This is a genomic window from Cupriavidus sp. LA-1 (assembly GCF_055385985.1).
In genome coordinates this window covers 307526-334502 of the sequence record NZ_AP031387.1, presented here as the reverse complement: position 1 = coordinate 334502, position 26977 = coordinate 307526, and the positions used below count along the sequence as shown (strand labels likewise).

25 protein-coding genes are annotated in these 26977 nt (G+C 61.9%); 8 read left to right on the top strand and 17 right to left on the bottom strand.

What is annotated here, in order from left to right; all coding sequences use genetic code 11:
* Nucleotides 1-135 precede the first annotated feature (135 nt).
* Nucleotides 136-1128: a Bug family tripartite tricarboxylate transporter substrate binding protein gene (locus tag ACZ5MJ_RS01660; protein WP_464221893.1), complete on the top strand. Its 993-nt coding sequence runs from the start codon at nt 136-138 to the stop codon at nt 1126-1128.
* Nucleotides 1129-1224: 96 nt separating this feature from the next.
* Here the strand turns inward: ACZ5MJ_RS01660 and ACZ5MJ_RS01655 are convergent, their stop codons facing one another.
* Together ACZ5MJ_RS01655 and ACZ5MJ_RS01650 are read right to left on the bottom strand one after the other, a co-directional pair.
* The gene (locus tag ACZ5MJ_RS01655; RefSeq protein ID WP_464221892.1) at nt 1225-1626 is read right to left on the bottom strand and encodes a nuclear transport factor 2 family protein; all 402 of its coding nucleotides are present in this window, start codon (nt 1624-1626) and stop codon (nt 1225-1227) included.
* Between the two features lie 124 nt (nt 1627-1750).
* A complete protein-coding gene (locus tag ACZ5MJ_RS01650; protein ID WP_464221891.1) occupies nt 1751-3283 on the bottom strand; it encodes a porin in 1533 nt (510 codons plus the stop codon).
* Nucleotides 3284-3965: 682 nt separating this feature from the next.
* On the opposite strand from ACZ5MJ_RS01650, the gene ACZ5MJ_RS01645 reads away from it, so the two are divergent.
* Nucleotides 3966-4427 (top strand): YybH family protein, encoded by a 462-nt coding sequence (locus ACZ5MJ_RS01645; protein WP_464221890.1) that lies wholly within the window; start codon nt 3966-3968, stop codon nt 4425-4427.
* Between the two features lie 91 nt (nt 4428-4518).
* Here the strand turns inward: ACZ5MJ_RS01645 and ACZ5MJ_RS01640 are convergent, their stop codons facing one another.
* From ACZ5MJ_RS01640 to ACZ5MJ_RS01590, 11 genes are all read right to left on the bottom strand, one after another.
* Nucleotides 4519-5040: a helix-turn-helix transcriptional regulator gene (locus ACZ5MJ_RS01640; RefSeq protein WP_464221888.1), complete on the bottom strand. Its 522-nt coding sequence runs from the start codon at nt 5038-5040 to the stop codon at nt 4519-4521.
* Between the two features lie 2 nt (nt 5041-5042).
* Nucleotides 5043-5327 carry a hypothetical protein gene (locus ACZ5MJ_RS01635; protein WP_464221887.1) on the bottom strand — a complete coding sequence of 95 codons (285 nt, stop codon included), beginning with the start codon at nt 5325-5327 and terminating at the stop codon, nt 5043-5045.
* Between the two features lie 340 nt (nt 5328-5667).
* Nucleotides 5668-6141 (bottom strand): cupin domain-containing protein, encoded by a 474-nt coding sequence (locus ACZ5MJ_RS01630; RefSeq protein ID WP_464221886.1) that lies wholly within the window; start codon nt 6139-6141, stop codon nt 5668-5670.
* Nucleotides 6142-6515: 374 nt separating this feature from the next.
* A complete protein-coding gene (locus ACZ5MJ_RS01625) occupies nt 6516-7973 on the bottom strand; it encodes an amino acid permease (protein ID WP_464221884.1) in 1458 nt (485 codons plus the stop codon).
* 288 nt (nt 7974-8261) lie between these two features.
* Nucleotides 8262-9203 (bottom strand): aminotransferase class IV, encoded by a 942-nt coding sequence (locus ACZ5MJ_RS01620; protein WP_464221882.1) that lies wholly within the window; start codon nt 9201-9203, stop codon nt 8262-8264.
* A gap of 164 nt (nt 9204-9367) precedes the next feature.
* Nucleotides 9368-9883 carry an Lrp/AsnC ligand binding domain-containing protein gene (locus ACZ5MJ_RS01615; RefSeq protein ID WP_464221880.1) on the bottom strand — a complete coding sequence of 172 codons (516 nt, stop codon included), beginning with the start codon at nt 9881-9883 and terminating at the stop codon, nt 9368-9370.
* Between the two features lie 226 nt (nt 9884-10109).
* A complete protein-coding gene (locus ACZ5MJ_RS01610; RefSeq protein WP_464221878.1) occupies nt 10110-11321 on the bottom strand; it encodes a cytochrome-c peroxidase in 1212 nt (403 codons plus the stop codon).
* On the bottom strand, nt 11318-12622 hold the full coding sequence (locus ACZ5MJ_RS01605) for an alkaline phosphatase family protein (protein WP_464221877.1): 1305 nt from the start codon (nt 12620-12622) through the stop codon (nt 11318-11320). The genes ACZ5MJ_RS01610 and ACZ5MJ_RS01605 overlap by 4 nt, the downstream gene beginning before the upstream one ends.
* Nucleotides 12623-13495: 873 nt before the next feature.
* Nucleotides 13496-14761 (bottom strand): IS256 family transposase, encoded by a 1266-nt coding sequence (locus ACZ5MJ_RS01600; protein ID WP_464221875.1) that lies wholly within the window; start codon nt 14759-14761, stop codon nt 13496-13498.
* Nucleotides 14762-14841: 80 nt separating this feature from the next.
* Nucleotides 14842-15807, bottom strand: coding sequence for a hypothetical protein (locus tag ACZ5MJ_RS01595; protein ID WP_464221873.1), 966 nt, complete (start codon nt 15805-15807; stop codon nt 14842-14844).
* Nucleotides 15808-16025: 218 nt separating this feature from the next.
* Nucleotides 16026-16871 carry a hypothetical protein gene (locus tag ACZ5MJ_RS01590; protein WP_464221872.1) on the bottom strand — a complete coding sequence of 282 codons (846 nt, stop codon included), beginning with the start codon at nt 16869-16871 and terminating at the stop codon, nt 16026-16028.
* 507 nt (nt 16872-17378) lie between these two features.
* Here ACZ5MJ_RS01590 and ACZ5MJ_RS01585 point away from each other — a divergent pair.
* The 3 genes from ACZ5MJ_RS01585 to ACZ5MJ_RS01575 are packed head-to-tail and all read left to right on the top strand — an operon-like array spanning nt 17379 to nt 20004.
* Nucleotides 17379-18149: an ABC transporter ATP-binding protein gene (locus ACZ5MJ_RS01585; RefSeq protein ID WP_464221871.1), complete on the top strand. Its 771-nt coding sequence runs from the start codon at nt 17379-17381 to the stop codon at nt 18147-18149.
* A 17-nt stretch (nt 18150-18166) separates the two neighbouring features.
* Entirely contained in the window at nt 18167-18943 is a 777-nt protein-coding gene (locus ACZ5MJ_RS01580) for an ABC transporter permease (RefSeq protein WP_464221869.1), read from the top strand.
* Nucleotides 18940-20004 (top strand): ABC transporter substrate-binding protein, encoded by a 1065-nt coding sequence (locus tag ACZ5MJ_RS01575; RefSeq protein ID WP_464221868.1) that lies wholly within the window; start codon nt 18940-18942, stop codon nt 20002-20004. The genes ACZ5MJ_RS01580 and ACZ5MJ_RS01575 overlap by 4 nt, the downstream gene beginning before the upstream one ends.
* An 86-nt stretch (nt 20005-20090) precedes the next feature.
* Here the strand turns inward: ACZ5MJ_RS01575 and ACZ5MJ_RS01570 are convergent, their stop codons facing one another.
* From ACZ5MJ_RS01570 to ACZ5MJ_RS01560, 3 genes are all read right to left on the bottom strand, one after another.
* Nucleotides 20091-21032, bottom strand: coding sequence for an SGNH/GDSL hydrolase family protein (locus ACZ5MJ_RS01570; RefSeq protein ID WP_464221866.1), 942 nt, complete (start codon nt 21030-21032; stop codon nt 20091-20093).
* A gap of 147 nt (nt 21033-21179) precedes the next feature.
* Nucleotides 21180-21959: an N-acetylmuramoyl-L-alanine amidase family protein gene (locus ACZ5MJ_RS01565; RefSeq protein WP_464221865.1), complete on the bottom strand. Its 780-nt coding sequence runs from the start codon at nt 21957-21959 to the stop codon at nt 21180-21182.
* 4 nt (nt 21960-21963) lie between these two features.
* The gene (locus ACZ5MJ_RS01560) at nt 21964-22347 is read right to left on the bottom strand and encodes a lysozyme inhibitor LprI family protein (RefSeq protein ID WP_464221864.1); all 384 of its coding nucleotides are present in this window, start codon (nt 22345-22347) and stop codon (nt 21964-21966) included.
* Between the two features lie 425 nt (nt 22348-22772).
* Here ACZ5MJ_RS01560 and dapA point away from each other — a divergent pair, with 425 nt between their 5' ends.
* A complete protein-coding gene (dapA, locus tag ACZ5MJ_RS01555) occupies nt 22773-23669 on the top strand; it encodes a 4-hydroxy-tetrahydrodipicolinate synthase (protein ID WP_464221863.1) in 897 nt (298 codons plus the stop codon).
* Between the two features lie 749 nt (nt 23670-24418).
* On the opposite strand, the gene ACZ5MJ_RS01550 is transcribed toward dapA, so the two are convergent.
* Nucleotides 24419-25600, bottom strand: a complete 1182-nt coding sequence (locus ACZ5MJ_RS01550; protein WP_464221861.1) for an MFS transporter — start codon at nt 25598-25600, stop codon at nt 24419-24421.
* Between the two features lie 266 nt (nt 25601-25866).
* Between ACZ5MJ_RS01550 and ACZ5MJ_RS01545 the strand changes: the two genes are divergently transcribed.
* Together ACZ5MJ_RS01545 and ACZ5MJ_RS01540 are read left to right on the top strand one after the other, a co-directional pair.
* Entirely contained in the window at nt 25867-26220 is a 354-nt protein-coding gene (locus ACZ5MJ_RS01545; RefSeq protein WP_464221860.1) for a TetR/AcrR family transcriptional regulator C-terminal domain-containing protein, read from the top strand.
* 280 nt (nt 26221-26500) lie between these two features.
* A complete protein-coding gene (locus ACZ5MJ_RS01540; RefSeq protein WP_464221858.1) occupies nt 26501-26716 on the top strand; it encodes a SymE family type I addiction module toxin in 216 nt (71 codons plus the stop codon).
* The last annotated feature ends 261 nt before the right edge of the window (nt 26717-26977 follow it).

Below are 26977 nucleotides of genomic sequence, written 5' to 3'. Positions count from 1 at the left end.
CTCACCACGCATTTCGTCCATCCCGCCGATGCCGCGGTGTGGCGCTGCCTCGTACGCTGCGCGCTGCCGTGGCCCCTGGCGCATTGATGCCCAGGGCCGCGCACCGACACGAAGTCAACGACAGGAGAAGACACGATGCAAGCTGACCGCCGCAAAGCGCTGCACTGGCTGGGAGCAGGGTCCCTCGCCGCCGGCGCCTCGACCCTTGGAATCGGCCGCGCCATGGCCCAGCAAGCCTGGCCGTCGCGCCTGGTGCGGCTGGTCGTGCCCTACCCGCCCGGCGGCGCCACCGACGTGCTGGCGCGCGCGCTGGGCGACCCGCTCGGCAAGCTGTGGCAACGCCCGGTGATCGTGGAGAACCGCCCCGGCGTGGGCGGCATGATCGGCGCCGACGCGGTCGCCAAGGCGCCGGCGGACGGCTACACGCTGCTGCTGGGCCTGCCCAGCCTGGTACAGACGCCCTATATGGTGGCCAAGCCGCCGTTCGACCCGCTGCGCGACCTGACCGCCATCTGCCAGCTATGCACGTCCAGCCTGGTGCTGACCGCCAGCAGCGCCATGCCGCGCACGCTGCCGCAGATGGTCGGCCTGGCCAGGTCCCAGCCCGAGAAATATTCCTATGGCACCTACGGCATCGGCACCGGCGCCCACCTCTACATGCAGGTCTTCCTCAAGGGCGCGGGCGCCCAACTGGTCCATGTCCCGTACAAGGGCGAAGCCCCCATCGCCACCGACCTGATCGGCGGCCAGATCTCATTGGGCACGCTGTCGCCGATGACCGTGCGCCAGCACGCGCGCTCCGGCAAGCTCCAGCCTCTGGCCGTCACCGGCAATACCCGCGCGCCGATGCTGCCGGACGTGCCGACCTTCCAGGAGCTCGGCTACAAGGGGCTGGACGGCCCCGCCTGGCTGGGCCTGTTCGCCACCGCCGGCACGCCACAGGCCATCGTCGACAAGATCTCGACGGATGTGGAAACGGTGATGGCCGCGCCGGACATCCGCCAGCGCCTGGCCGAGCTGGGGCTGATCGTGAAGACGACGCAGCCGGCGGCCTTTGCGGCGGCGACCCGCGCGGATCAGGCTTACTGGGGCAACGTGATCAAGGAGAACAATATCCGGCTGGATTGAATTGCTGCGGTCCGCGGCGGACATCGCAGGGTCTGCCGCTGACGCGCCAGCCGCGCCGCACACTGCGGTGGCCGCCGCCGTTGCGGCCCTGCCAGCTTACCTGGCGTCCGGCCAGGAGACCTGCTTCCAGTAGGCCTCCTTCGAACGGATCTTGCCGTTCACCACGCGATAGACCTCCAGCCCGGCAGCGTCCACCTTCATCTTCCCCCCGCTGGCAGGCACCTGCACGCGGAAGCGCATGAGGGCCAGTTCACCGCTGTACTCAAGCCTGACGTCCGAAAACACCGGTGCATTGGCCTTGTCGTCAAAGAAGCGCTGCTGCAAATAGGCCCGCGCCGCGGCCTTGCCGCGCACGACCAGGCCGTGCGGGTCGGATTCGCCGGTCGGCAGGGTCCACACGAAGTCATCATCCAGACACGCGGCGATGCGCTCCATGTCTGCGCAGGCAAAGGCAGCGAAGAATTCGCCCATGACTGCTTTTACGTCCGATCCGGCCATCTTGTCTCCTCTTCTGGCTGTGCTCGCAGGCGGTTGCCGGAGGGATCTTGACCAAAGGACGGGATTCGCACCACCACCCGAAAAGGATGGGGTGCGCAAGCGTTCCGGCAAGAGCTTGTCAGACTCAGAAGTCGTAAGTCATGCCAGTTGAGACCGCCTTGATCGTCGTGCCGCTGATGCAGGTACCGGTCGCATCCTTGCAGTCGACCACGGCACCGTGGCCACCTGCGCCGAGATCGTAGTGTGCCCCTTGCTGGTTTTTCATGATGGCACCGACCAGGTACCAGGTCGTCCGGTGGTCACTGAAGTAGTGCCGGTAGCCAAGCGCGTACATGTTGGCCTGATTGGCGATCGGCCCGGCCACCTGCGTCAGGGGAACGCCAGGCTGATTGACCACGCCGCCCGGATCGCCGGGAGTGCGGCCAGCATGGGCCCAGGCTGCGATGATCTCATCTGCCGGGGTGATTTTCTGCGTCAGCGACGTGTAGTACGCGTTGTTCCGGGTCCGTTCATTGAAGGTGTTGTCAGGAGCGCTGCGTTTCAGGCGTTCCCAGATGAAGCTGGCGGTCGTGCCAGTCTTCGCGAGCACATACTGGATGCCCGCCTTGAATGCGCTCTCGTTGGCAATGCCAACCGAGCCCGCGGGCGGGTTGACGCCGTCGGACGCACCCAGCTCGTCACCGACGCGGTTGACGTTGGCATGACGCTCGTAGGCGGCCGTCAGGTAGAGCGGGCCATTTGAATAGGCCAGCGACGTACTCCACAAGTTGCCGAAGGAACCGTCCTGGCAGCCATTGGTTCCGGGAAGATTGCCGCCGGTGCAGTTCGGTTCGCCGCGGGCGGTAATGGAGTTATCGGTCGAACGGTTCTGGCCCGGCGAGAACAGCACCGCGCCGCTGAAGCCCTTGACCGTCGGCGACTCGTACCAGATGGCATGCGGTACCCGCGTGGCGAATTCCACGCGATTGTCGCCGCCGCTGTTGCCCATGATGCTGCGGTAGTCGCCCAGCGTGTTCACAAACGGATCCATGCGCTGTGTCGAGTTCTTGTACGGCGCATCGGTCTTGCCCAGCTTGATCGCCCCCCAGTTGCCCTGCATGCCCAGGAAGCTGTTGCGCGATCCAATTGCGCCCTTGACCGAGCTGTCATTCGACACCCCGCCGTTGGTACAGCAGTTGTTGCCCGGCGTTGCCGCGAACTGGATGTCGGCCTCCAGTTGGATCAAGGCTTTCAGATTGTCGGTAACCGGGCGTTCGCCCTTGATACCAAACAGGGAGTTGTTGCTTGACACCTGGGGCATCCAGCCGTTCTTGCCCTGGGCGCCCGGCCGGTCACCAAGGCCGTTGTCGACGTAGTCGAACGACAGATCACCATGCCCATACAGCGTGATTTCACCGCCGCCGACCTGGAATGTCAGCGCTGACCCTGGCTTCATCCGCACCGCCGGCACCTCTGCTGCCGCCTGGGCAGGCTGCTCGCTCTTCTGCTGCATCTGGGTGTTGACCTGGTCCATCTGGGCCTTCAGCGCAAGCATCTGCTGCTGCAGTGCCTCGAATTTGGCGCCCAGATTGTCGTCCAGCTGTGCCGCCTGTGGAGCGCTGACCGTGAATGCCAGCAGGCCTCCTGCTAGTAACGATAAAAACTTCCTGTACATCATGATGTCTCCTCCTGTTTTTCTGAACCGACTCGCGTGTTTCGCTATTGGCAAGATGCTTTTGTTGGCTGATCTCCTCGCTTAAACGCTGTGCATGGCATGGCCCGGGCAAGCCTCGTTTATATTTCACACACTGAATGTGATATATTAACGTCACATTAATAATGCCTATTGCAGCACAATTTAATGAACCAGAAAAACTTGCCTCACCCTGGAATGGTCATTGCCAAAATGATGCATATTGCTCACAGTGCACGATTCCTCCGGGAAGTATGAATACGAACCCGGAACCAACGCATTTTTCATGCGATATCTACATGAACGCCTCTTATCTATGCACGCCCTACGACTCCCTTACTGACACACAATATATGGTATATCACATGTCAGTAAACTTTTTTTTCGAAAAAAATGCACTGGGGAGTGGGCACACTGAGCGGCCAGTGGAATGACATTGGGAGGCAGATCCCCCTTCCCGCAAGCCCACCGGGTTGCTGCGCGAACACGGGCAAATGACACGCCGTGACCGAGCCAGACCGGTGCGCCACTGGCTGGACATCAAGCGGCCTTACTCGCGCCCCCGAATCAGCGACAATTGCGCCTGCGCCGAGGCGCTGTTCCGCACGTCTTCGCCCGCCTGGACGCTTTGACCTATATTCCCTTGCGAATTGTCGAGGAGGTATTGATGGCACCCTACGCGCGCATTCTCCCGCTCATTCTGCTTTCCGGCCTTCTGAACGGCGTGGCCCATGCCGACGACCGAGCCGATGTGCTCGCGGCCAATCAGGCGATGAGCAAGGCGTTCTCTACGCTGGACATCAAAGCATTCGATCCGCTTTGGGCGCACGACAACAGCGTCACCATCATCCATCCCAGCAGCAAGACAGTGCTGGTCGGTTGGGAGGCCGTGCGGAAGAGCTGGGCAGAGGGTACGCTGACGCGATACAAGGAAATCACGGTCACCATGGATGACCCAGGCATCAGCATCACGAACAATGTCGCGCTCGTTGTCGGCATCGAGAAGGTGCGTGGCACCCGTACGAACGGCGATGCCGCCGAGTTCTCAGCCCTGACAACAAACGTCTATGAAAAGCGCAACGGGCACTGGCTGATGGTGCATCACCATGGGAGCCGAATGCCGCAGTAAGCGCTGGGGGTGATGTGTTCCCTGGCAGTTGAGGCCCCTGCCGTGCGGGCAGCGTGGCGGCCCGCTGACACCTGCCTGCCGGTGTATCCGGCTACGCCACCAGCGCCCGCAACTCGCGCTGCATCGCAGGCACCAGCTGGCTGGCGCACCGTGCAAGATTGACCTGCCTGGCCGCGGCCGCGATTTCAATCAGCGCCGGCTCAATGTCGTACCCCCTCTGCTGCAGCCACTCGAGCACATCCAGCAAGTGCCACAGCGAACTGCTGCCTTCATGCACCGGCACCGGGAAGGACTCCGGATAGCCAAGCATCAGCTTGCGCATGTTCTGGCGAGACACACCAACCATATCGGCAATATCCGTGAGGCCCACCAGGTCCGGCGCCGCCTCGATCAGCGCGGCCGACGGCATGGCGCTGCGGGCATCGGCCAGGGCACTCACCATGGCTACCCGCGCCGACTCTGCCTCGCGGACAAACGCCAGCGCCACGCGGCCCGGCAGGCCAGTGCCCACCAGCGCATCATCGCACCCTGCCTCTCCCAGGCGTTCGACCAGCGCGTCGGTATCGACGTCGGCCTGCGACAGGTGAAATTTGAGGGTGAAGGCATATTCCATGGTCATGTCCTGAGTTGCAGTACGCGCAGCGTTGTCACTTCCTGCTGATGCGAGCAGTTGTCCACGATCCGCCTGATGGCATTGGCGTGGTTGCCTGGATTCTTCGGCGTGCTCCAGATGCTGGATACGCAGAATTCGCCGCAGCGGCACTCCTTGTCGTTGTCGGGGCAGTAGATGCGGCCCCACGCATGACCGTTGCCGTTTGACGGCTCGACACGCCAGCCACTCAGTTCTGCATGTCGGAGTGCGGCTTCAATCTCCTTCTTTGGGTGCCTGGCGCGGGTCATCCGTGTCTCCGACATTAGATGGGCCATCATTGGTTGTCAACTGACAACCAATGAATAAGCACAATCCGAGGGAATCGGAGAATTGTCTTTGGACGGGTCCGAGCGGGTGTTGAGAGGACTCTGGAATCCGAGGAAACGACGTCGTAGCCAGCGTCGCTCGTCTGGCTACGCTGGCTGATGGACTTGCCGGCAAGCGGGCATCGTCAGCGCGCAGGCAGAACGACTCCTTGCTGCTGAGCCGCCGTGGCTTCAGCGAGCCAAGCCAATTGCCAAGCCCGCTCTCAAGCGACGGGGGTCCTGTGTCGAATGTTGCCTCGCCGGGGTCGCCCGGCGCCAGCCATCACTTCTTCTTCCTGGGATCGTCGGCCGGATTGACGTAGGTGATCCCCCAAGGCCCCGCCACGTTGATCTGGATAACGGTTTCCTCCTTGGTCCAGCCAAAGTGGTGCATCTTGGGTGGCATGACAATCAGGCTGCCAGGGCCGAGCGGCGAGGTCTTTTCCGGGTCGAGCTTGTCGTCCATGCCATAGTTGAACGTCCCGGAAAGCACGGTCACGCGCTCCACGCCAGGGTGCCAGTGCGCCGCAACCTTGGCATCCGCCGGAAGCATGATCCGGGCCGTGATCGGCCCTTTCTTGTCCATCTGCCCTTCAAGCACGGCGACTTTGGCACCCGGTATCAGTGGCAGGTCCGTCCATTTGAGCGCATCGGGGGTGACCATGATCAGATTGCTCGCGGTGGCGGCCCATGCCGCAGACATGGTCAGGCAAACGCCGAAGACCAGTGTGGCAATCGGGGAAAGCTTGTTCTTCATGGTGCGCTCCTTCCTGAGACGGCAGCCAGACGGGCGGTTCCGCCGCCAGCCGCCCTGGTGAATTCCACTGCATGGCAGGTCCAGGCATGCAGGCCCGGGCCTCGGCATGTCCAGACCAACAAAGTGACGCATATCGCGGACCACCCGTGGCGCAAGGCTGACGGGCGGGTGCGTGACGCTCGCACGGTGTGCCTGGTGCACCGTGGATCGGCGAAAGCGTTTCATTTGCGAAACACGGCGATTAGCGGTTTGCCTGGTCCGCATCGGCCTTGCCAGGCCCGGCAGGGGTATCCCACAGTGCGGCCGCACCGGGCCGCCGGGCCGGCCCAGGCGAAGGCTTGCGCGGAACCTCCAGGGGGCGGCCGTTTGCCGCTTTACTCCCCCGTCAAGGGCCGATGCCGCTCCTTCAACGCCATCGGCGACGGATCGCGCCCGTCGGACGGCAGCGGCGCCTTGCTTGCCGCGCGTAGCTTGCCGCGAAAGAACCCCATGTAGATTGCGACAACCAGCAGCAGCGTGCAGGTGCTGAGCACCACCTGGATCCGCTCGCCGGGCACGAAGAGCATGGCGCCCAGGATCGCGACGATCACGGCGATGGTGAGGTAGCTCAGGAACGGGAATGCCCACATGCGGAACTGGAGCGGCGCCGCGCCGGATTGCTCATGGCGCCGGCGCTGGCGGATCTGGGCCAGCGCCACCAGAACATAGATGAACAGGACCAGCGTGCCGGATGCATTCAGCAGGAAGGTGAATGCGCTTTCCATGGAAATGGTGTTCAGCATCGACATGCCCAGGCCAAGCCCCGCGCTGAAGATCACCGCGCGGTAGGGGACATGGCGCGCGTTCAGCTTGCCTGCGGCCAACGGCGCGTGGCCGCTGCGAGACAGTTCCTGCAAGGCGCGCGAGGCCACGTAGATGCCCGAATTCAGGCAAGACAGCACCGCGGTCAGCACGATGAACTTCATCGCGATATCGGCACCGGGAATGCCCATCACGCCCATGGCGGCAACAAACGGTGATGCACCGGCCTTGAGCGAACTCCAGGGAACGATCGTCACGATCAGGATGATCGAGACGACATAGAACAGCAGGATACGCAGCGTCACCGTATTGGCGGCGCGGGCCACGTTCCTGGCCGGCGCATCCGACTCCGCGGCGGCGACGGACGCGATCTCGCTGCCGGTGAAGGCAAAGAAGATGGCCGGAATCGCGGCGAACACCGACGAGATGCCGTTGGGGAAGAAGCCGCCATGGTCCACCACGTTTGCCAGCACCGCAGGCCCCGGCCCTGTAACGCCCGCGATATAGGACACGCACAGGATCGCGAAGACAAGGATAGCCATCACCTTGAGCGAGGCAAACCAGAACTCGAACTCACCGTAGGCCTTGGTCGACACCAGGTTGGTCACCATCATCGAGCCGATCAGCAGCGTGTTCATCAGCCATGTCGGCGCCGGCACCCACGCCTGGATCATCTCCGTCGCGACGATCGCTTCAATGGCGACCACGCACAGCCAGAAGAACCAGTACAGCCAGCCGCTGGTGAATCCGGCCCAATCGCCCATGCCCTTGCGGATGTACTCCACGAAGGAGCCGCGGCCCGGATCCGCCACCGCCATTTCCCCCAGCATGCGCATGATCATCAGCACGATCAGGCCAGCCAGGATATAGCTGACGATCACGCCCGGTCCCGCGCGCAGAATGGCAGCGCTGCTGCCCACGAACAGCCCGGCGCCGATGATGCCGCCAAAGGCAATCATGACGACATGCCTGGATTTCAGGTAGCGGGAAGCGTCTGAACGCCCTTCTCTGGTATCAGTCTCTTTACTCATGGTTCTCCTCCGAGGGGTCTCCTCCGTTTTGCCCGCCCATGGGAATGCAGATAGCTTCAGCAGCCGCTGCCGAATCCCACGAACAGCCGCTTTTTTCTGGTCCGGCAGACCAGCCATCAACCTGGAAATCAGGCCAATCAAAGAAAATGGCCGAGCGCGCCCGGACCAGGCGCTTGCTGGCCTCCAGGGCAGTTCACTGACCGGTTAGGGAAAGACCCCTCGATGCAGCCTTGAAAGCGCGGGGGGTCGGATCAGGTTCCGGCAGCGCCATGGGCTGCCGGATGATCGTCAGTCCTTGAACACCGCGAAGCTGTAACGCGGATCGCTGTGCAGGGCCCAATAGGCATCGCGCAGGCGAGCCGTCTCCGGGCCGGCGCCGCCCTTGCCGATCGCCACGCCATTGACCCAGCCGACCGGCATGATCCCGCCCGCGCTGCTGGTGATGAACACTTCGTCGGCGAGCTCCAGCTCCTGGACCGGAAGCGCCCGCTCCTCGACGCGCAGGCCCATCCTGGCCGCAAGCTCCATCGCGGTCTTCCGGGTCACGCCGCGCAGGACGCCGTCTTTCGGGGTGACGACGATGCCGTCCGTGATGGCAAACACATTGAAGCCAGCCCCTTCCACGACATTGCCCGCGCCATCCGACAACGCCGCGGTCTCCTGCCCGTGGTCATAGGCATCGAACAGGCCGCGCACCAGGTCCAGCCAGTGGTAGTTCTTCACCGTCGGATCGACCGATTCCGGGGCGATGCGCCGCACCTCGCTCACGTGCAGCCGCAAACCCCGCTCACGCTGCTCGGGGTTGGCAATCCAGACGAAGGGAACGGCGAAAGCGTAGAAGCGATTGGTGCACTCGCGCGGGTCGCGCGATCCCGGCGCAGGAACGCCGCGCGTGCAGATGACCTCGACATAGGCATTGCGCAAGCCCGAGCGCTGCACCAGCGTGACCAGGATCTGCCGGATCTGCGAGCGCGAGTAGGGCAGCGACATGCGCAGGTTCGCCATGCCGTCCTCAAAGCGGGTCAGGTGATCGTCGAGCCGGAAGAACCGGCCGTCCCACACCTGCGCCACGTCATACGTGGCATCGGAATGGAGAAAGCCCCAGTCGAGCATGGAGATCTTTGCCTCGCTGATCGGCACGATTGCGCCATCGACAAAGGCAAGACTCTGCGGCAGGCCAGCGACCGCCGCGGGTGCATGGGATGGCGAGGAAACGGAAAGGGTAGTCATGGCAGTCAGGTGATAAGCGGCGCGGCGTACAGGCGTGGCGATGCCACCCCCTGCTCCGCGCAGGAAGAAAAGACTTGGAAGAATTGGCAGTGCCAGGATGCGGGCGCCGATGGCCGGGAATGATTCACCCCGGCCCGCGCACCGTGCGATCCCTCCAGAAAGTACTAACCGGCGACCGGTGTCGAAACGCCCACCTTCACCTCATCCATGGCCACGTAGGAGTGCGTGATGCGCACCCCGGGCAGCTTGAGGATCCGCTCCTCCAGCAGTTGCCGGAAGGCGGCAATATGTGCCACGCGGATCTTCATGACGAAGTCCACATCGCCGGTGATCATGTGGCACTCAACGATCTCCTCGATATCGGCAATGGCGGCCCGGAACCGCTCATAGACGCCGTCGACCGCCCGGTCGAACAGCACGAAGGCGAAGATCAGCATGGGATAGCCCACCAGCTCCGGCGACAGCACGGCCTGGTAAGACTGGATATAGCCGTCGCGCTCCAGGCGCCGGACCCGCTCCAGGCAGGGCGTGGGACTGAGATCGACTTCCGATGCCAGCCACTGGTTGGTCGCGCGCCCGTGGGTCTGTAGCAGCCGCAGGATGCGGCGATCAATGTCATCGAGTTCGCGCCGGCCGGGCTCGGACGGCGTGGCGCGCTTTAGATCGGACCCGGGGGGCATTTCGTACTCCGCAATTCAGGCAACAAGATGGCTTGGATTGCCAGAAGGATAGTACTTTTATCCACTAGGCGCGCACTAGTGTTTGTACTTATGCCATGTAATTTTAGTAAATCAGCATAAATAACTACAAAACACTAAGTTCACGGAATTTTATAAACACATGGTGTGCTTGCCGCGATTCTCGGATTTCGGGGCGGGATACCGGGGGGGAGGGACCGCTGGCGTGCTACGGCGTATAGCCGTCATTCAGCGTTCTGAGGAAAGCGGTCACGTCACGGATATCCGCTTCAGACCAGACCGGCTTTTCACCTTTGCGATGCGTGAACGGCGCATTGACGCGATCGACATTGTCCTGCAGCGCTTCGGGGAGGTCGTCGAACCGGCGCTTGCCGTCGGGATGCGGATACCATTTTTGTGGCGCGGTATCGCGCTCCACATAGAAACGCAGCGCGTCTTCCAGCGTGTGGAAGCGCCCGTTATGGAAAAACGCCCCACGCGTGGCCACGTTGCGCAGCGTAGGGGTCCTGAACATCCCGCAATACGCCCGCTCCTGCGTCTTGTCGGTCCGTGCCGGGCCGCACAACCCCATGTCGTAATAGCCGCGATCGGTGTTAGCCGGAATTTCCGGATTGCGCGGCACGCCGATCGCTGCGAAGCTGAAATCGGTAAGCAGCGGGTGCGCGCCGTTGGCGCCTGGCTCAACGATGTGGCAGGCGGCGCAGTTGCCGCCATCCCGGTCCTTGAACAGCCTGAGGCCGCGCAGTTCCTGCGCGCTCAGCGCAACCTTGCCGTCCAGGTAAAGATCGAACTTGCTGTCGTAGGGCTGGAAGCTCGGGTCGTCAAGCTGGAAGCGCTGCAAGGCCTGGCCCAGCGCCTTGAAGGCTGCCTCGGGGCGGGAAAAGATGTCGCGGCCGAAGACTTCACGAAAACGCTGGGCGTAGGCGCTCCTGGAAAGGCGCGCCACCACGGCTTCGACGCCTGCATTGGCCATTTCGTTCGAAGCCAGCAACGGCGCCGCCGCTTGCTCGGCCATGGTGTTGAAGCGGCCATCCCAGGTAAAGCCGCCGACGGGGACATTGTCGGTATCGGTCAGGCGCTCGCGCAGGTTCGACTGATAAGTCTTGAACCAGATTGGTGTGCGACGCAGATAGCGCAGCGACGGCACTGCCCGGGTCCCGTGGGCCTGCAGGTCCGGCCCGCCCAGTTGCACAGCCAGTGCATTGGGCGGACCGTAGGCATGGTCGGGACTATGGCAGCTTGCACAGGACATGCGGCCCGACGCCGACAGCGAAGCGTCGAAAAATGCCAGCCGCCCGAGCTCGGCCACCGCCTTGCCGGAGGGCGCGGCGGCAGGCCTGGACTCGCGGCTGCATGCGCACAGGCAAAGCAGCGCCGCCGCGATAAAGGCGGCTCCCGCCTTGCGCCAGGTCTTGCTCACTGCAGGTTGGTAAAGATGTCGGTACCGAAAGCCGCCAGGTTCTTGTCGTCCGCGTAGCCCAGGTACTCATTGGTCTGGAAGATGTTCTCCAGGCTCTTGAGCAACGAATAGTGGTTATACGGCGTATTGCTCACCGTGCCAGGCTTGATGTACTTCGAGAGCATGACCGCACCAACACGGTCGCCGCCCACGCCCTGATAGTGCAGCTTATATTGCAGGCTCGGCGAAACCGTCAGGATCGCATCGTCCGGCCGCGTCACGTTGGGGCCGATCTGCTGGCCGCAGCAAGCGTCGCCGGGCAGGTTCAACGTCACCGTCGTCACGCCGTTGGCGGTCGTCGAGCCAGCCGGAACGATGTCGGCCGATTCATCGAAGTTGATGATGATGAGGCCGTCCTTCTGGTAGGCGGGCGAGGCCTGAATGGTCGCGATCCATTTTTTCAGGAAGGCATTGATCGAAAACAGGCCGCCCTTGTCGCCGTTGACACAGGGCTTGGCGCCGGTGCCATCACCGTCGTGGCCGTCATCGCACAGGTTCGGGGTGATGAACACGAAGTTGGGGGTGGTATCGACCGACTTCAGGTCCTTTTCCAGGTTCGCATCCAGGTTCACGACATGGTTATCGCAATAGCTCTGGTTGTCGATGATCGAATGGAAATAGACAAACGGATTATGGCGAGTCGCGTACTGGTCGCCCTTCGGCACGTCGGCCGTCGGTGCCTGCGCGGACTGGGTATTGTCGATGGCGCCGATCTTGGGATGGCCGCAGGTGGCCGACTCGCGGGTCGGGTCGTTGCCCATGTCCCCCATATAGCCCTTCCAGGTCAGGCCCAGGTCATCCAGCTGGTTGACGAAGGTCTTCACTTCCTTGGGATACACGCAGCCCATGCCATTCTTCGTCTTCAGCACCTTCGGATTGCCGGCGTCCGCGCCGTCGGCAACCACGTCGTTGAAGCCCTGGAAGCAATCGCTCTGCGTTTCCCTGGTGGAGGGCTGGCCGCTCATCATGGCGATGTAGTTGTCCAGGCTGACGTGACCGGTGCCAAAGTACTGCGTCAGCAGCGCACCCTGCTTCGCCATGGCTTGCAGGTCAGGATCCTGCGTGCTGGAGCCGAAGGTGTCGTTGTAGTTCTTGTTTTCCATGGTCAGCACGAAGACATGCTTGACTGACTGCATGGTCGCCGGCCCACTATCGCCAAAGCTGTTGCAGGCGCTCAAGGCGCCTGCAACCGTGACACAAGACAACAGCGCGCAGGCCGCACGGCCCAGCACGCCGAACGAATATCGGCCCTTGAACAGCATGGATAACTCCCGGATCGGCCGGGCTCTTGTGGGGGCGCCCTTGCCATTGTTTTGTCATGCCCAAGGTTCGACCGTTGACCAGTCACCTCAGGAGTGGCGATTGTCTGGAAAATCGGTGACAAAACAATGAAACGGGTTGCATGGGCACGGCTCGGGACAAGTCGTCAGGGATGCGGGGCAAGAGGCGCTTTCAGTTGCCCTTCCCGACTGGCGAGCGTCGGCTCACGAACGCGTCCACGCCTTCGCGGAAGGCCAATCCAAATTGAATCTCCAGAGAAACGAAATTTTGATCCACGCTCGAGCGAACGTTGGGAGCGCTATGGAATCGGCGGCGTGCGAATACGTTGCCATTGCACAGGCTAAGGGGCGGGTGTTCGGTCACTGCCGTACGCCCGCGACATTTCAAGCAATCACCTTCAATTAGCAGCTGGAACCGTAGATTGGCGGATTGAGTTTGCCACCAGGACTCAGGCTCCACCACAGCCCATCCTTCATGACCTCGGGGCTCGTGCCACATCCGCCTCGCCGGAAGGTATCGAAACTAGCTCCTGCGATATCCCTTCCCTCAGGATTCACGAGTCGGTACTCGGGACGTCCGCCTCGATCTCTCTTCAGAATGAGAGATCCGCCCGAATAGTGGAAAGCGATGGAGCCATCAATGCTCATTGCGGATTGGATAAGAATACCCTCCGGACCGGCTAGTTCCTTACGGTACATGTGGGTCTTGCGATTCGTGTCAGTGAACGCAAAACCGGGTGAATCCTTCCAATGATCGGCGGGACATTCGCCGCGATGGTCGAGTGGTATAGGTGTAGGAAGCATCGGCCGAGGTATTGTCAAATCTGGTGTACGAGGGCTGATCGTGGCCGGTTGTCAGGCGGCGAGTTTCTGCTGATCCGGCGGATTGTCTTGCGCCGGAGTTCCGTCCTTGAAGGGAACACCCTTCAAGAGCAGTTCGATGTGTTCGGCGCCATTGATGCGGCGCCATGTTTTCTCGGCTTCCTCGATCAGCTTGAAGGCCAGGCCAAGGAAGGTTGCTCGTGACACACAATTGCGCGTGCGCGTCGTGCGGTGACGCACGGTCGCGAAGGTCGACTCAATCGCGTTCGTCGTGCGGATGTGCTGCCAGTGCTCGGCCGGGAAGTCGTAGAACGTCAGCAGGCTGTCTCGATCTTTGGTGAGCACGCCGGTGGCCTTGGGGTACTTGGCGCCGTAGATCGTTACAAAGCGATCGAAGGCGGCATAGGCATCTGCCTTGGTGGCTGCCATCCAAATCGCCTGCAGATCTGCCTTGGCGCGGCCATGCTGGGATTTTGGCAAGGCGTTCAGGACATTGCCCATTTTGTGGAACCAGCAACGCTGGGTACGCGTGGCCGGAAACACCTCCTCCAGGGCAGCCCAGAATCCCATGGCGCCATCGCCGACCGCCGCCAGCGGGCCAGCCTGCAGGCCGCGGGATTTCAGGTCCAACAGTACTTCCGCCCACGATGCCTTCGATTCCCGATAGCCGTCACCGATCGCCACGCGCTCCTTCGTGCCGTCGGGCTTAACGCCGATGATCACCAGCAGGCATTGCCCGTCCGATCCCTCGCTGCGCAGACCCGTGTGGATGCCGTCCACCCACCAGTACACATAGCGCGCTGCCGACAGATCACGCTGATTCCAGCTCGCATGCTCATCTGCCCACTGTGCCTTCAACCGGCTCACCACGTTGGCCGATAGTCCTTTGGCATCGTCGCCCAGCAGTACCGACAGCGCCTCACTCATGTCTCCTGTCGAGATTCCCTTCAGGTACAGCCAGGGCAGCGCTGCACTCACCCGCGGCGATTTCCTCACATACGGCGGCACGATCGCCGAGTTGAACTTCACGCCAGACCCGGACCGGTCGCGCACCTTGGGCACCTTCACCTCAATCGGGCCGGCCCCCGTCAGCACCTCGCGCTCAGGGAGATAGCCATTGCGCACCACGGCGCGCTGCCCGCTCAAGGTCTTGACGTTACCGAACTGCTCAAGCAGCTCTGCCAGCTCCACTTCGATCGCCTCCTGGATGACCCGCCGGGCCCCGCGCCTGATCAGCTCCTCGAGCCCCAGCCCGATTTCCGATAGACCGACTGCTTCTTTACCTTTATCCTTGTTCATGGTGGACTTTTCTTGTGCTGGTTTCCGATCTCGACAATCAGATTCTCAGCGAAAAGCTCCACCGCCCTCGACTCCGCGCCTCAAATTCCCCGCCGTACACCACTTTCGACTTTAGCTCGCATCGGCCGGAACGACATGCTGTAGAGCATGCATCCATTTGCCTTTCGGTCAATTGTTTTCCACAGCACCGGATCAGGACGCCCGCCTGGGCTTACGGGAAAGAAGAAGTTATATAGGACCTTAACCTCGTCGAAGAGGGGGATATCGACGCGCTCACCGGACAATGAAAATACTTGCGAGCCATCCTTGGTTGCCACAAGGTAAGCCGGTCCGTTCGGCTCCTGGGGTACCGTCGAGTGTGTTTCCTCAATGGTGGAGATTCGTTCCCACTCGGGCCGCAGTACTTCTCGCAACGTCCTCATGTCCAAGACGCCAAACCCTCCGGGGACAGCTATTGCCTCGATTCTGAGTTGCTGCCCTTGCCCCGCCTGCACAAAGGCTATGTCCCAGCTTGCGGACGATACATAGTGGTGAGGCGACTCAGCAGACTTCTTGCCGTTGGTGAACCTCACGTACGCATGCTCTGCCGCAGGGCCGCCGGCAAAGTCGAGTCGATACCGAACATGCCTCGAGGTCCGGTCGTCCGCCCACGAATCGAGAGTGATACCGGAAAACCGCTCTACCGCGGCAGGCTTCCCGTCCGGGTAGAGTAACTCGCCGCATCCCTGGCGGTAGGCGACGACACCAAGATGCTCGCCCCCAAGGGGTACTGGCACGATGGACTCAAACTGCCGGCGGCTTCGCGCTGGCTCTCGTTTAAGAACGTACCGGGTAACGCCGTCCCCGTGCTTCACTGTGGAGACCATGCTGAACCAGTCCGGATCGCGCTCAATGGCCCCCTTGTAACCCGTGGGACCGTAGCCGGTGAATGGCTCCGCCACAGGAGGCGCGCCAGGATCGGGCTCGCATTGATATGCAGCGAGAGTATGGCCAGTCGAAAGTGCGAAGGAGCCGATGAGAATGAGAAGGCAATGCAACGGTTTCATGTTCGTCCTGATAGCGCGGTCACTTGGTTGCTCGGAACAAACACAAGAGCGTATCGGCCTCCCGCAGCAATCAAAAGGCGCCTACACCTCCATCTTGCGATAGCGCAACCAACCCACTCATTTCAGGGTTCGACTAGAAACAGCATTTGCATCTTGGTGTATGGAGGCGCAGTTGGATGACCAGACCACGCGTCGACGGTGGCACTGCGAGCCTGTTCTCAGGGAATACCGAGAACCTCCGCGATCTTGTCGACGAACTTTACCCCGAGCTTTCCATAGCCGTCCGCAGTCGGATGAATCTCGTTCTCCCAGTCCGCCGTGGCGCCATTATCGTCGGTCCCCGCCGGGGCCAGCGTGCCGCGCGTATCGGCCACATGAAAATTCGGGATGCCGGCCTGGAGGATGACGTCTTCGGCAAGTCGGTCGGTGAAGTCATGGGACAGGGCAATCCAACGATCCTCGGGGATGCCATAGGTCTGCAGCGCGGGAAACAACCACGGCCCCCGGCCCAGCCCCGCACCGCTGTCGCGCGGCGTGGCGTAGTCGTAGGTGTGCGTGATGATCGGCGTGTTCTGGTTCTGCGCGCTGATCCGGCGCAGGAAGTCCAGGGCTCGGTACTGGTCCAGCATATACCGTGTGAATGCAATCCAGCCCGGCTGGGAGATAAAGGTACTGATCGCGTCCGGGCCATCCCATTCATCGTCAGTCAGCAGCAGCCTGTCGTTGGGCGGCCTGCGATGGCCGTTGGCATCGGTCGGCGTGGTCTGGATGGCGTCGATCAGGTCGTTGCCGCCGCCCGACAACAGGATGACGGTCCAGGCCTGGTCGTGTGGACCGACAAGGAAACTGTAGAACAGGGGATCCTGGCGGCTGTCGAGCATATGGGCCAGGGTGTCGCCAGGATCCGCGCAATCCACGGCGATTGCGCTGCGCGACAGCCACATGTTCATCAGCAAATTTGAGCCGCTGAACGGCCTCAACGTATTGATGGAGAACCAGGAGTCGCCCAGGGCCAGGCATTGCAGGTCGAAGTCGCCGAGGATCGGCGCGCCTTCGCGCATCATGTCAAAGGACTGCACTGGCTTGAGTCGGTTGGGGCGTTCGGCTGATCCTGGCATCGCACACCTCGCTCTACTCTCGACAACTTTCCCGGCCCGCCCGGCACGTAGCTACTGTCAGCCACAGGCTGGCCCACGCTGCCTTCCTGTCGTTGAAGGAAATCGTAGGCGTTGCCCGGACAATGCCAAGTCATTGCGATTGAAGTCTGGTCTGCACGGAATTCAGCAAAGGCAAAAGGGGACGGATCTATTCCTGATCAGATCTTGAAACAGATCTGCCCCTTTCTTCTTGCTTTGCGCACCGCACCATTCCCCCCTTACCCCCGCCAAATGTCCGGTTTCGGACCTGCATGAATTGTCTAGAATTCATGTGACTGCCGAACCCCTCCAGCGGCACACCAGCAGCGGCTTTGCAGCCAGTTGCCTGGTGCCGTCTGTGGGCACCCCTGGCCCGGATAGTCGGGCCCCAGTCAGCCGCGACCGGCACGGCTGATCACGCTGCCTGGTGTCGTCGTGGAACTCATTGCGGTGAATGGCCTCGGGAAGACCTACTGGACACGAACGGGTCCGGTGGTTGCGCTGCGGGACATTCATTTCGCGATCGAAAGGGGTCAGTTCGTCGCCATCGTCGGCCCCTCTGGCTGTGGGAAAACAACACTCCTCAAGATACTGACCGGGCTGATTCCCGCCTCGCACGGCGAGGCGCGGCTCAGCGGCACGGCGATAACCGGGCCGCGGCGCGACGTTGGGGTTGTCTTCCAGTCCCCCGTCCTGTTTCCCTGGCGTACCGTGCTCGGCAACGTCATGCTTCCCGTGGATGTGCAGCGCCTGGGCCGCGACAACCTGATGTCGCGTGCCATGACCCTGCTATCCCTTGTCGGCCTCCAGGGTTTCGAAGGGCGTTACCCGCGCGAGTTGTCCGGCGGCATGCAGCAGCGCGTGGCCATGGTGCGGGCGCTGATCCATGACCCCGCGATCCTGCTGATGGATGAGCCGTTCGGCGCGCTGGACGCGATGACCCGGGAACAGATGAATCTGCAACTGCAGGAGATCTGGCTGGACCGGGAGGAAACCGTGCTGTTTATCACCCACTCCATCCCCGAGGCCGTCTTCCTGGCGGACCGGGTGCTGGTGATGACGCAGCGCCCGGGCAGGATCGTGGATGACCTTGCCGTGGATCTTGCACGGCCGCGCAGCCTGGATGTCATGACCACATCCGAGTTTGGCCGCCATGTGAAGCGCATCCGAGCCAGATTCATGAATTCGGGGGTATCTGCGCCATGATCCGGCCACCAGACTTCGTGCTGCGCCTGCTCCTCGTGCTCGCGGTGCTCGCTATCTGGGAAGGCGTCGTGCGTCTTTCGGCAATACCCGCCTATATCCTCCCGGCGCCGTCGAGGGTATTCATGGCGCTGTATCAGGGCATCGTATCGACGCTCTATGTCCGGCACTTGTGGGTCACCCTTGCCGAAACGCTGATCGGTTTCCTGGCAGGCTCAGTGCTTGCGCTCGCGCTCGGCACCCTGATCGCGCTGAGCCGCCACGGGGAATACTTCCTCTATCCGTTCATCGTCATGTTCCAGGCCATGCCAAAAGTGGCACTGGCCCCGCTCATCATTGTGTGGTTTGGACTGGGCATCGGTTCGAAAGTCGCGCAGGCCGCGCTGACTGCCTTCTTTCCGCTGATGGTGAACACGATCGCCGGCCTGAACGCGGCGGACGAAGATCGCGTTGCGCTTATGCGCTCGATCGACGCATCGGAAATGCAGATCTTCCGGATGCTGCGCATTCCGAGCGCGTTGCCGTTTATCTTCGCCGGCTTTGAGATCGCCATGATGCTGTCGCTGATCGGCGCGATCGTTGCGGAGTTTGTCGGCGCGCAAAAGGGACTCGGCGTGCTGATCATGAGCATGACGTTCACGATGGATGTCGCCGGGCAGTTCTCGGTGCTCATCATCCTGTCGTTGCTGGGATTGCTGCTTCATACCCTGATCGTCCGCATCCGCAGGCGACTGCTTTTCTGGGAAGTCTCGCAGCAGAAGAAGGCCGATCTACCACCGGAGGGACAACTCAAATGAAGCGCATCCATTTCCTTGCCACTGCCGCCCTCTTCCTTGGCCTTTGCGCTGCCGACACGTCTGCCCAGACGATCGTGCGGCTAGGCTGGTGTGCGCGCACGATCAGCACCGCTGCGGCGCCATTCGCCGTTGCCATGAAGATGGGCTGGTATGCCCGTGACGGCATCAAGGTGGAGCTTGTTCCCATCACAGGTTCCACAGACTGTGTGAAGCTTGTGGCGACGAGAGAGGTTCCATACTCCCTGCCTTCGTCTGAGCCACTTGCCATCATCCGGCAGCAAGGCGTGAAGGCAAAGATCTTCTATACGGCATACCAGGGGAACATCTATGGGCTCGCCGTGCCCCAGGGCAGCGCCATCACCCGAATCTCGGACCTCAAGGGCAAGACCATCGGCGTCACCTCCATGGGCTCGGGCGGCGTCATCATTGCACGCGCCCTGGCGGCCAATGCAGGACTCAATCCGGACAGCGACATCCGCATCGTCGTGGTCGGCGAAGGCGCGCAGACGGCGGCCCTGGTTCGCACCGGGCAGGTCGACGCGCTGAGCCAGTTCGACACGCAGTACGCCATGGTCGAAAACGCGGGAATCAAGCTGCGGATGTTGCCTGGCAAGGAAATCGAGCAGTTTCCGTCGAACGGCTTTCTTGCGCTCGAAGATACCCTGCGCAACAACCGCAGGCAGGCGGTTGCGCTGGCGCAGGGCTATGCCAAGGGAACCGTCTTCACGATTGCCAATCCGGTGGCAGCCATTCGCATTCTTTGGGAGGTATTTCCTGAAACCAGGCCGACCGGCATCGACGAAGCCACTGCCATGCGCGAAGGCACCAAGACGCTTGAAGCGCGCATCCGGAACTGGAAACTCGAGAAAGCCGGTGTCTCCAGATGGGGCGAGAGTTCAGAGACCCACTACGCCGCCTATGCGAGCTTCATGGAGAAATGGGGAATCACCAAGGGAAAAGTCCCGGCAGGCGAACTCATCACCAATGACCTGATCGACGACATAAACAACTTCAACCAGGCCGAGATCGCTGCCGCCGCCAGGGCTTACAAGGCCCCATGACCTGCCGGCCGCGGGGGCGGAAGCGAAACCGATGCACGCAGCAGGCGGGCGGCACCTTTGCCAGTGGCTACGAGAGGCGACCCGCGCTATTGCGGCCACATCACGTTGATGACTGCGCTGGCACCCCGCGCGATCGCCTGATGACCCGCGACGGTCGGGTGAACGCCGTCCCAGAAGAGATACCCGCCTGGCGCATCGCAATAGGGATGCTCCGTCGTGTTCAGCCTGATGCAAGGCGCCGAGACGATGGAGAATCCGAACGATGCGGGCGCGGCAGTGATGGCATGATGCAGGGCAAAGACATCGACGCGCCCGACAGGCACGCCCAGCCCCGCCTGCAGCCCGGAGAGCATCTGTTCCAGCCCCGCATTGAACTGCTGCGTGAAAAGGCTGGCATAGAACTGCACGATCGGCCCCTGCAACTGCGCCTCCGGCGCCAGGCCAAGGTCAGGCAGGTTCGGCACGAGGAAATTGCGCGCGCCTGCACCGTAAAGCAAGAGCAGATTGTTCTGGATGACGCCAATGGCCTGCTGCAGGATCAGGGCGCTCTGCGCGCCGCTTGGGTCTGTCGCAAGCGCCAGGACGGCATCGCGCAGGTCATCGCCACCGATCCAGGCCACATAGACCGCATCCGCGGCCGCCCGCCCGCCGGCGTCGGCCAGGTACCGGCTGACCTGCCCGGTCAGGTCGTAGGGGCCCGCCAGCCTGGCGCGGGCGCCGCCAACCGCATAATTGAAGAACACGCCGGGATTGCGCAACGCGGGACCGGCTGTAGTCAGCTGCTCGATCCAGGTCTTGCCGTTGCTGAAGTGATGCCCGCCGCGCGCGTAGGGTGCAATGGGGACGAGGCTCTGGAACGGGGGGACTAAGTCCGTGCCCAGCAGGACGAAGGCATTGCCGGGGTCCGACAGGCTGTCGCCGAACACGATGAACTGCCTGGGCTGACCGGCAAATACAGGCGAAGCCAGCGCGAGCACCAGCAGCGCGCCAAGCCAGGTTGCCCTTACCCTGTTCAGGAAGTCTCTCATGGGCGCCACCCGTCTCGCAATTTTACCGACTCAGTATTGGTAGAGGCCTCCGCAAAAGTCAACCTGGCGGCTGCGGCAGATGGGGATCGGGGATAGCGATGACGGAGGCTGGGCGCAAATCCCCTCGTGGTCACCGCCGCTGCCTTGTCACCTCTGTACGTAGCCGATCCGAGCCGTCGCCACGTACTGCCGCACCGCCGTGACGATGGCATGGACAATGCGCGCCTGATTTCCCGGATCACTAACGTAACGCTCGTCAGCAGGATCAACAATGACACCCGCTTCCAACAACAACGCAGGCATCGCGGCTTTTCGGAGGACCACCAGATCGTCGAAGCGGTAGATACCGATATCGGGTGCCAGCAGCTCGCGTGATTCGCCTTCGATTGGCTCCGCATGATGCAGCGTCGGCGGCCGGCCCAGCTTGCGCATTTCCGCGCCCAGCATCTGCGCGACGGCGAGGCTTTGCTCGTAGTGCGCGTTGCGTTGCGACACGAAGATCGAATAGCCGGAAATGGGCCGGGTGGTCCGATACGCGTCGTGGCCGCCGACTGCGATCTTTTCGAGGTACTGCAACTGCGCAGAGTCGTGGTGGATCGACAGGAACAGGTCGGCCTGCCGAGCGTTGGCGAACCGGGCGCGCTCTTCCAGCGACACGTTGTCGCCCGGACCGCGGGTCAGGGCCACGTCGAACCCGGCCTGTGTGAGCGCCCGCACCAGCAGCGACGCAAGCCCGTCGTTGTAGCAAACCTCATGGATGCCACGAACGCCCAGTGCACCGCCCTGCGCCGGCGTGTGACCTGGATCGATGACGATGCGGGCCGGGCGCGTGCCGTTGACTGGCGGCGACGCGCCGGCGAGCGTCGGCAGGCAAGCTGCCAGCCACGCAAGCATCGCGCGGCGCCTGACGGAGATCACCGGCGCCATCGGATCAGTTCCAGGACTTCCTGGCGATCATGTCGTTGCGGCAGGTGCCCGCCTTGCATTCGCGCACGCGGTCGCGCAGGTATTCAGCACGGTCGCGGTTCACGCGGTAATTGCAGTCCACGTCAATCGCGCCGCCCGACTCGCATGACGCGTCGCGGTACTTGATCCACTCCAGCTGGGTGTCCTTCAGCTTCTGTTTCACGCTGTCCCCAACCATGCCGCGCAGCTCGTTGTAGCTCCCGTTCAGCTCCTTGTCGGATTCCAGAAACAGCTTGGCGAAGCAGTAGGTCTTGTCGTAGCTGGTGCGGTACTTGTCGCATTCGTTGGCGGCCTGGGCAACGACCGGGGTCAGCAGAACGAGGGTCAGGGCAGAAAGGATGGCTTTCATCGGATTCGTATGGAGAAAGGTTTGGATTTCCTGCATGCACCCGAGCGGTATCGCCTGGCAGGCTGAACGGGTGCGCACAGTGTATCCGCTGCAACTTGCGGCGGCATCCGGTCGCTTCCTTGGAAGGAGGCCCGTCCAAGCCACGCTTGACGAGATCGCGCCGAAGCGGATAGATTGACGAAACTATGAGCCGCCGCCCCGCCCCCCTCTCTCCTGATCTCGCTGCGAACCAACCGCAGTGGGGCGCGCGCGCCAAATCCAAAAAACAGTCGCTCATCTGACCGGAGCGTGCTGTTCCGTCAGTTGAGCGACGGAACAGCATCAGTGTGGAAGACGGTCTGCCAATCCCTCCCTTACCGTCTTGAGCGCGTCTTGCTCTGTCGCTTGCCTGTGCGGTTTCCGAATCGGTCGATCCGGAGCATGCAATGCAAGAAGTGAAGTATCTCTATCGTGGTATCTGGCTACCCCTGGTCACCCCTTTTCGCAACGATGAGGTCGATCACGTCGCACTGCGGCGGCTAGTGGCCCATTACCGCTGCAGCGGCCTGGCGGGGTTCGTGGTGTGCGGCAGCACTGGTGAAGCCGCCGCGCTCGACGAGGCGGAACAGTTGGCCGTGCTGGATACCGTGCTGGCCGAGGCCGGGGAGTTGCCGGTCATGATGGGCTTGGCTGGCAACAATCTCCGGCATGTGCTGAGCCGTCTGGACAGGATTGGCGAACGTCCGCTGGCGGGGATCCTGGCGCCTGCGCCGTACTACATAAGACCGTCGCAGGAAGGATTGAAGGATTACTTTCGCAAGCTGGCCGACAGATCTCACACACCACTGGTGCTGTACGACATCCCCTATCGAACCGGAGTGACGCTGAGCGCCGAAACGCTGCTCTCGTTGGCGAGTCACGGCAATATCCGAGGTATCAAGGACTGCGGCGGTAACGCTGATACCACGCAGGCGTTAATCGCCGATGGCCGCCTGGCCGTCCTCGCGGGAGAGGACCACCAACTGCTTGCCACGTTGTGCATGGGCGGTCAGGGCGCCATCGTTGCGTCAGCGCACATTCGGCCTGATCTGTTCTCGGCGTTGTGGCGCGCCGTGACTGAACAGCGCTTGAGCGTCGCCCGCCACCTTTTCCATGTCCTGATGCCGATGATTCGGCTTATGTTTGCAGAACCTAACCCTGGTCCGGTCAAGACCCTGCTGGCCAGGCATAGCTGGTTGTCTGATGAACTGCGTTTGCCGATGATGTCGGCTTCAACCGCGCTCGCCGAGCAATTGGTGATGACGTGTGAGGCCTTGGATTCGGTGCGCGCGAATGCGTGGTAGTTGCGCAGGATAGAGGCAGGCGTACGGTCACTGCTGCATACGGCAAACGGCGACGGATCTATTTCTGATCCAGATCTTGAAATAGCTCTGTCCCCTTCCTCCGCATGCGTATTCATAGGTCGGAGTCGATCAATTGGGAAATTTCCCGGATCACTTTCGGAAATCGCCCGATTGATTCCGTACCCAACGCCTAGTTCCATGTCTCCGATGGCGCCTTGCCATGCTCATCGGAGCCGGAAATGGCCTCAATCGGACGCAAGATTCTTCACACAGCGACCTGTGCAGACCTTTGCACTACGTCAAGTTGGACTCAGTTCTTCCAGTTGGTGAGTTCGCGTTGCCGTATCCGCCGGCGGCGGCCAAGCTTGGGCTGAGTGACATGCCTATCCGTTCGCCATGGGGCCGGCGTCGGCCCGTTCGCAGGGAGGTTCGCAATGTCCGGACTACAAGGGCTATCTGGCGCACCCGCAGGTACGCTTATCACAATCTCGGAGTTGCATCGCCTGGCTACGCTCCTTGGTTGCCGTTACGACGTTGACGCTCACCATGAAGCAAATGGCCACTGGGTGGTTATCTTCACGATCGCGGATCGTCACTACGGACTCAGTACAGTGCGGGGCCAGTTGCGGCGCTGGCGCCGGCTCGAGCCTCTTCTGACGTTCTTGAGCGCACATTGTCAGCACCACGGCGCGATGCGCTTGCATAGTGGCTCATGGACCTTCTCTCGGTCCGCGGCGTCTCCCGACTGACTACCAGTGCACGCGCCGCAGTGTCACAGCAGCAACAAGCGCGGAAATCGTACAGACAACTGCGACTGGCAGTGCAGAATCATCGTAGGCAATACCCGCCAGGAACGCGACAGCGCCGCCGGTCAATGTCTGCAGTCCGCCCAGCATGCCGGCGGCAAAGGCGCGGTACTCGGCGGCGACATTCATGATCCATGCGTTGGCGATGGGTACGATCAGGCAGTAACCCAATTGGGCAGCGGCCAATGCCGCCAGAAACAGCTGAAGCGTGCGCACTTCCGTGATGGAGAGAAGCAATAGCCCAAGCGCCGAAAGGCATTGGCAGAAGATGCCGGCGGCAACAAGGCTGCGCTCCGACACGCGTGCCATCAGCGCGCCGGAGCACAGATAGCCGATCACGCCGACGCCTGCAAAGCCAGCAAAAACGCCCCCTATCGCGGTGACTGACAAGCTAAAACGACTTGCCAACAGGAATGGTTTGGCCACCAGTAAAGTGGTATAGCCGCTCTGTGTCGCGCACAGCAGGATCAGCGGGATCCTGGCCATCATGCAAAGGCCAGTCAACTCGCCAAGCGACATCACCTGCCCCGGAGGCCGGGTATCGCGAGCGACGGCCGAGGCCGGAGGCGGAAATATTGCGAATAGCAGCGGAACCGCGAGCAGGGGCATGCAGAACGCGGCAAACATTGTGCGCCACCCCCACGCAGCGGCGATCCATCCGGCAGCCAACGGCGCAACGATGCTGGTTGCTTCCAATGCAGCTTGCCCGTAGGCAAATAGCTTCTTGTATCGCTCATGGGTCAAGAGGTCACGCATCAGGGCCCGGTTGCCAACCGCGCCTATTGCATTCACCGCGAACATTGCCAGCAAGGCTATGGCAAAGGCCAGGTAGCTTTGGGCAGTGGCACTTAGCAAGCCCAGCACGCCGGCCCCCACGGCGCTCACGGCTACGGTGCGCAGCCTGCCAATATGATCGACCAGCCATGGCGCACCGAGAAAAACTGCGGCGCCCACCATCAAGGTTGCCGAGAAGAAGGCCTGAAATCTCGGCTGGCTGACGCCAAGGTCGGCGCCGATCAAAGGCAGAACGGGGCTGAGCACATCGAATAGCGTCGCCACCAGTATCGTTCGGAAGACCAGGCAAACATAGACGATAGCTGTTTCTGATTTCAGGCGGCCAGTCATTTGCGTTCGGGAAAAGCCATCGCTGTTGCCAACGGCATGGTTCTCATCGTTAGCTCATATTGCAACAAGAGTGGTGCCATGGCATGCGGAATTGTCTCGGCATGCCATGGCTGATCTCCGTATTTCAAGCAGCTAGAGCTTCACGCTGGTCAAGGCGATGGAGTTTCCGCCCGCTTGCGATCCACGATTGATGATCGCTCGTCGGAAGACAGCGCTGACCCCACGATCGCGTTGGTTCCATCCGGCAACGCGACCGCCTGGTCCGCATGGCCTGCGAGCTGCTCGAATGGATCCTGCGACCCGAGGTCCTGGGCCTGTGTCGCGTGACAATTGCCGAAGCACCACGGTTTCCACAGCTGGCCCGAACAGTAGTCGACTTCGCCATCCTCGGCGCGGCACGCTCATTCGAGCCGGTATTCCGCACATGGGCTGCCGGCAATCCGAGCGATGATGAAATCGCTTTCGTGGCCTCGCAGTTCCTGCAGAGCGTGGCGGCCGAGCCGTTCCATCGGGCGGTTCAGGGATTGGATGCGGCGGGGTTGGATGCGCCGCGGCGTGAGAAGGTGCGGCGGGCTGTTCGGTTGTTTTTGCGGGGGTTTTTGCAGCGGGATGAGGGCTGACTGACCGCGTCGGCAATCCTGTGCTGTGAACTTAGACTCGTCTCATTCTCCGACATGCGCGTGAAGCGTAGGCTTGCCCATGGTGCTGAACACACCCCCCGAGCGTTGCCACGGCCGATAGCCGTGGCGCGTCTTCCATAGCTTTCTGCTAAGGCCGGGCAGCGCGCATCGATACAAGACCCGAGAGGGGAAACATGCGGGCCGATCTGCGGGGCGGTGTTCAAGTGCCCGGCCGCCCAGTTTGCACGGGCGAATCCAAGTTTCGAATCAGGAGTTCGCTATGCAGAAGATATCTTCCACTGCGCACGTGCGCACATTCACGACCAGCTACAGGCATTTCCGCGTCAAGGCAACTGAAGGTAATCGCTATAGTGGGATGCGATGCGTTCCATGGATTCGGTTAGGTGGGGTATGGTTGGAACGGGCAGGCTTCAAGGTCGGGCAAGCGCTCAAAGTGGAAGTACGGAATAAGGTTGTCGTAATTTCCTCGGAATAGCGCCAAGAGGGGAGCGATTCGTAGATGCTTTGCTGCGGATCCCCCAAACTCTCCGGTCGCGTCTGTCCCACTATGCATGTTGTTGCCGACGTTTCCTCTCACCACAGTGCCGACGGAAAGCCTGACCGGTCGGGGGTCGCACAGCTTCAAGGAACCCGCGCCCGCTTGAGCTTGGCCGACCGATCACCGGCTCATCGACACGTCTCCCGTGGGCTTGTCTAAGCGACGTCGGCACGCACAGCCCTCTTAACGATCACGGTA

What these genes read in the sequence shown, in the direction of transcription:
- ACZ5MJ_RS01650 (WP_464221891.1), bottom strand. Translation starts at nt 3,283, where the DNA reads ATGATGTACAGGAAGTTTTTATCGTTACTAGCAGGAGGCCTGCTGGCA.
- ACZ5MJ_RS01660 (WP_464221893.1), top strand. Translation starts at nt 136, where the DNA reads ATGCAAGCTGACCGCCGCAAAGCGCTGCACTGGCTGGGAGCAGGGTCC.
- ACZ5MJ_RS01615 (WP_464221880.1), bottom strand. Translation starts at nt 9,883, where the DNA reads ATGCCCCCCGGGTCCGATCTAAAGCGCGCCACGCCGTCCGAGCCCGGC.
- ACZ5MJ_RS01655 (WP_464221892.1), bottom strand. Translation starts at nt 1,626, where the DNA reads ATGGCCGGATCGGACGTAAAAGCAGTCATGGGCGAATTCTTCGCTGCC.
- ACZ5MJ_RS01635 (WP_464221887.1), bottom strand. Translation starts at nt 5,327, where the DNA reads ATGACCCGCGCCAGGCACCCAAAGAAGGAGATTGAAGCCGCACTCCGA.
- ACZ5MJ_RS01625 (WP_464221884.1), bottom strand. Translation starts at nt 7,973, where the DNA reads ATGAGTAAAGAGACTGATACCAGAGAAGGGCGTTCAGACGCTTCCCGC.
- ACZ5MJ_RS01640 (WP_464221888.1), bottom strand. Translation starts at nt 5,040, where the DNA reads ATGGAATATGCCTTCACCCTCAAATTTCACCTGTCGCAGGCCGACGTC.
- ACZ5MJ_RS01565 (WP_464221865.1), bottom strand. Translation starts at nt 21,959, where the DNA reads ATGGCGCCGGTGATCTCCGTCAGGCGCCGCGCGATGCTTGCGTGGCTG.
- ACZ5MJ_RS01570 (WP_464221866.1), bottom strand. Translation starts at nt 21,032, where the DNA reads ATGAGAGACTTCCTGAACAGGGTAAGGGCAACCTGGCTTGGCGCGCTG.
- ACZ5MJ_RS01600 (WP_464221875.1), bottom strand. Translation starts at nt 14,761, where the DNA reads ATGAACAAGGATAAAGGTAAAGAAGCAGTCGGTCTATCGGAAATCGGG.
- dapA (WP_464221863.1), top strand. Translation starts at nt 22,773, where the DNA reads ATGCAAGAAGTGAAGTATCTCTATCGTGGTATCTGGCTACCCCTGGTC.
- ACZ5MJ_RS01605 (WP_464221877.1), bottom strand. Translation starts at nt 12,622, where the DNA reads ATGCTGTTCAAGGGCCGATATTCGTTCGGCGTGCTGGGCCGTGCGGCC.
- ACZ5MJ_RS01560 (WP_464221864.1), bottom strand. Translation starts at nt 22,347, where the DNA reads ATGAAAGCCATCCTTTCTGCCCTGACCCTCGTTCTGCTGACCCCGGTC.
- ACZ5MJ_RS01595 (WP_464221873.1), bottom strand. Translation starts at nt 15,807, where the DNA reads ATGAAACCGTTGCATTGCCTTCTCATTCTCATCGGCTCCTTCGCACTT.
- ACZ5MJ_RS01545 (WP_464221860.1), top strand. Translation starts at nt 25,867, where the DNA reads ATGGCCTGCGAGCTGCTCGAATGGATCCTGCGACCCGAGGTCCTGGGC.
- ACZ5MJ_RS01590 (WP_464221872.1), bottom strand. Translation starts at nt 16,871, where the DNA reads ATGATGCGCGAAGGCGCGCCGATCCTCGGCGACTTCGACCTGCAATGC.
- ACZ5MJ_RS01645 (WP_464221890.1), top strand. Translation starts at nt 3,966, where the DNA reads ATGGCACCCTACGCGCGCATTCTCCCGCTCATTCTGCTTTCCGGCCTT.
- ACZ5MJ_RS01630 (WP_464221886.1), bottom strand. Translation starts at nt 6,141, where the DNA reads ATGAAGAACAAGCTTTCCCCGATTGCCACACTGGTCTTCGGCGTTTGC.
- ACZ5MJ_RS01540 (WP_464221858.1), top strand. Translation starts at nt 26,501, where the DNA reads ATGCAGAAGATATCTTCCACTGCGCACGTGCGCACATTCACGACCAGC.
- ACZ5MJ_RS01575 (WP_464221868.1), top strand. Translation starts at nt 18,940, where the DNA reads ATGAAGCGCATCCATTTCCTTGCCACTGCCGCCCTCTTCCTTGGCCTT.
- ACZ5MJ_RS01620 (WP_464221882.1), bottom strand. Translation starts at nt 9,203, where the DNA reads ATGACTACCCTTTCCGTTTCCTCGCCATCCCATGCACCCGCGGCGGTC.
- ACZ5MJ_RS01550 (WP_464221861.1), bottom strand. Translation starts at nt 25,600, where the DNA reads ATGACTGGCCGCCTGAAATCAGAAACAGCTATCGTCTATGTTTGCCTG.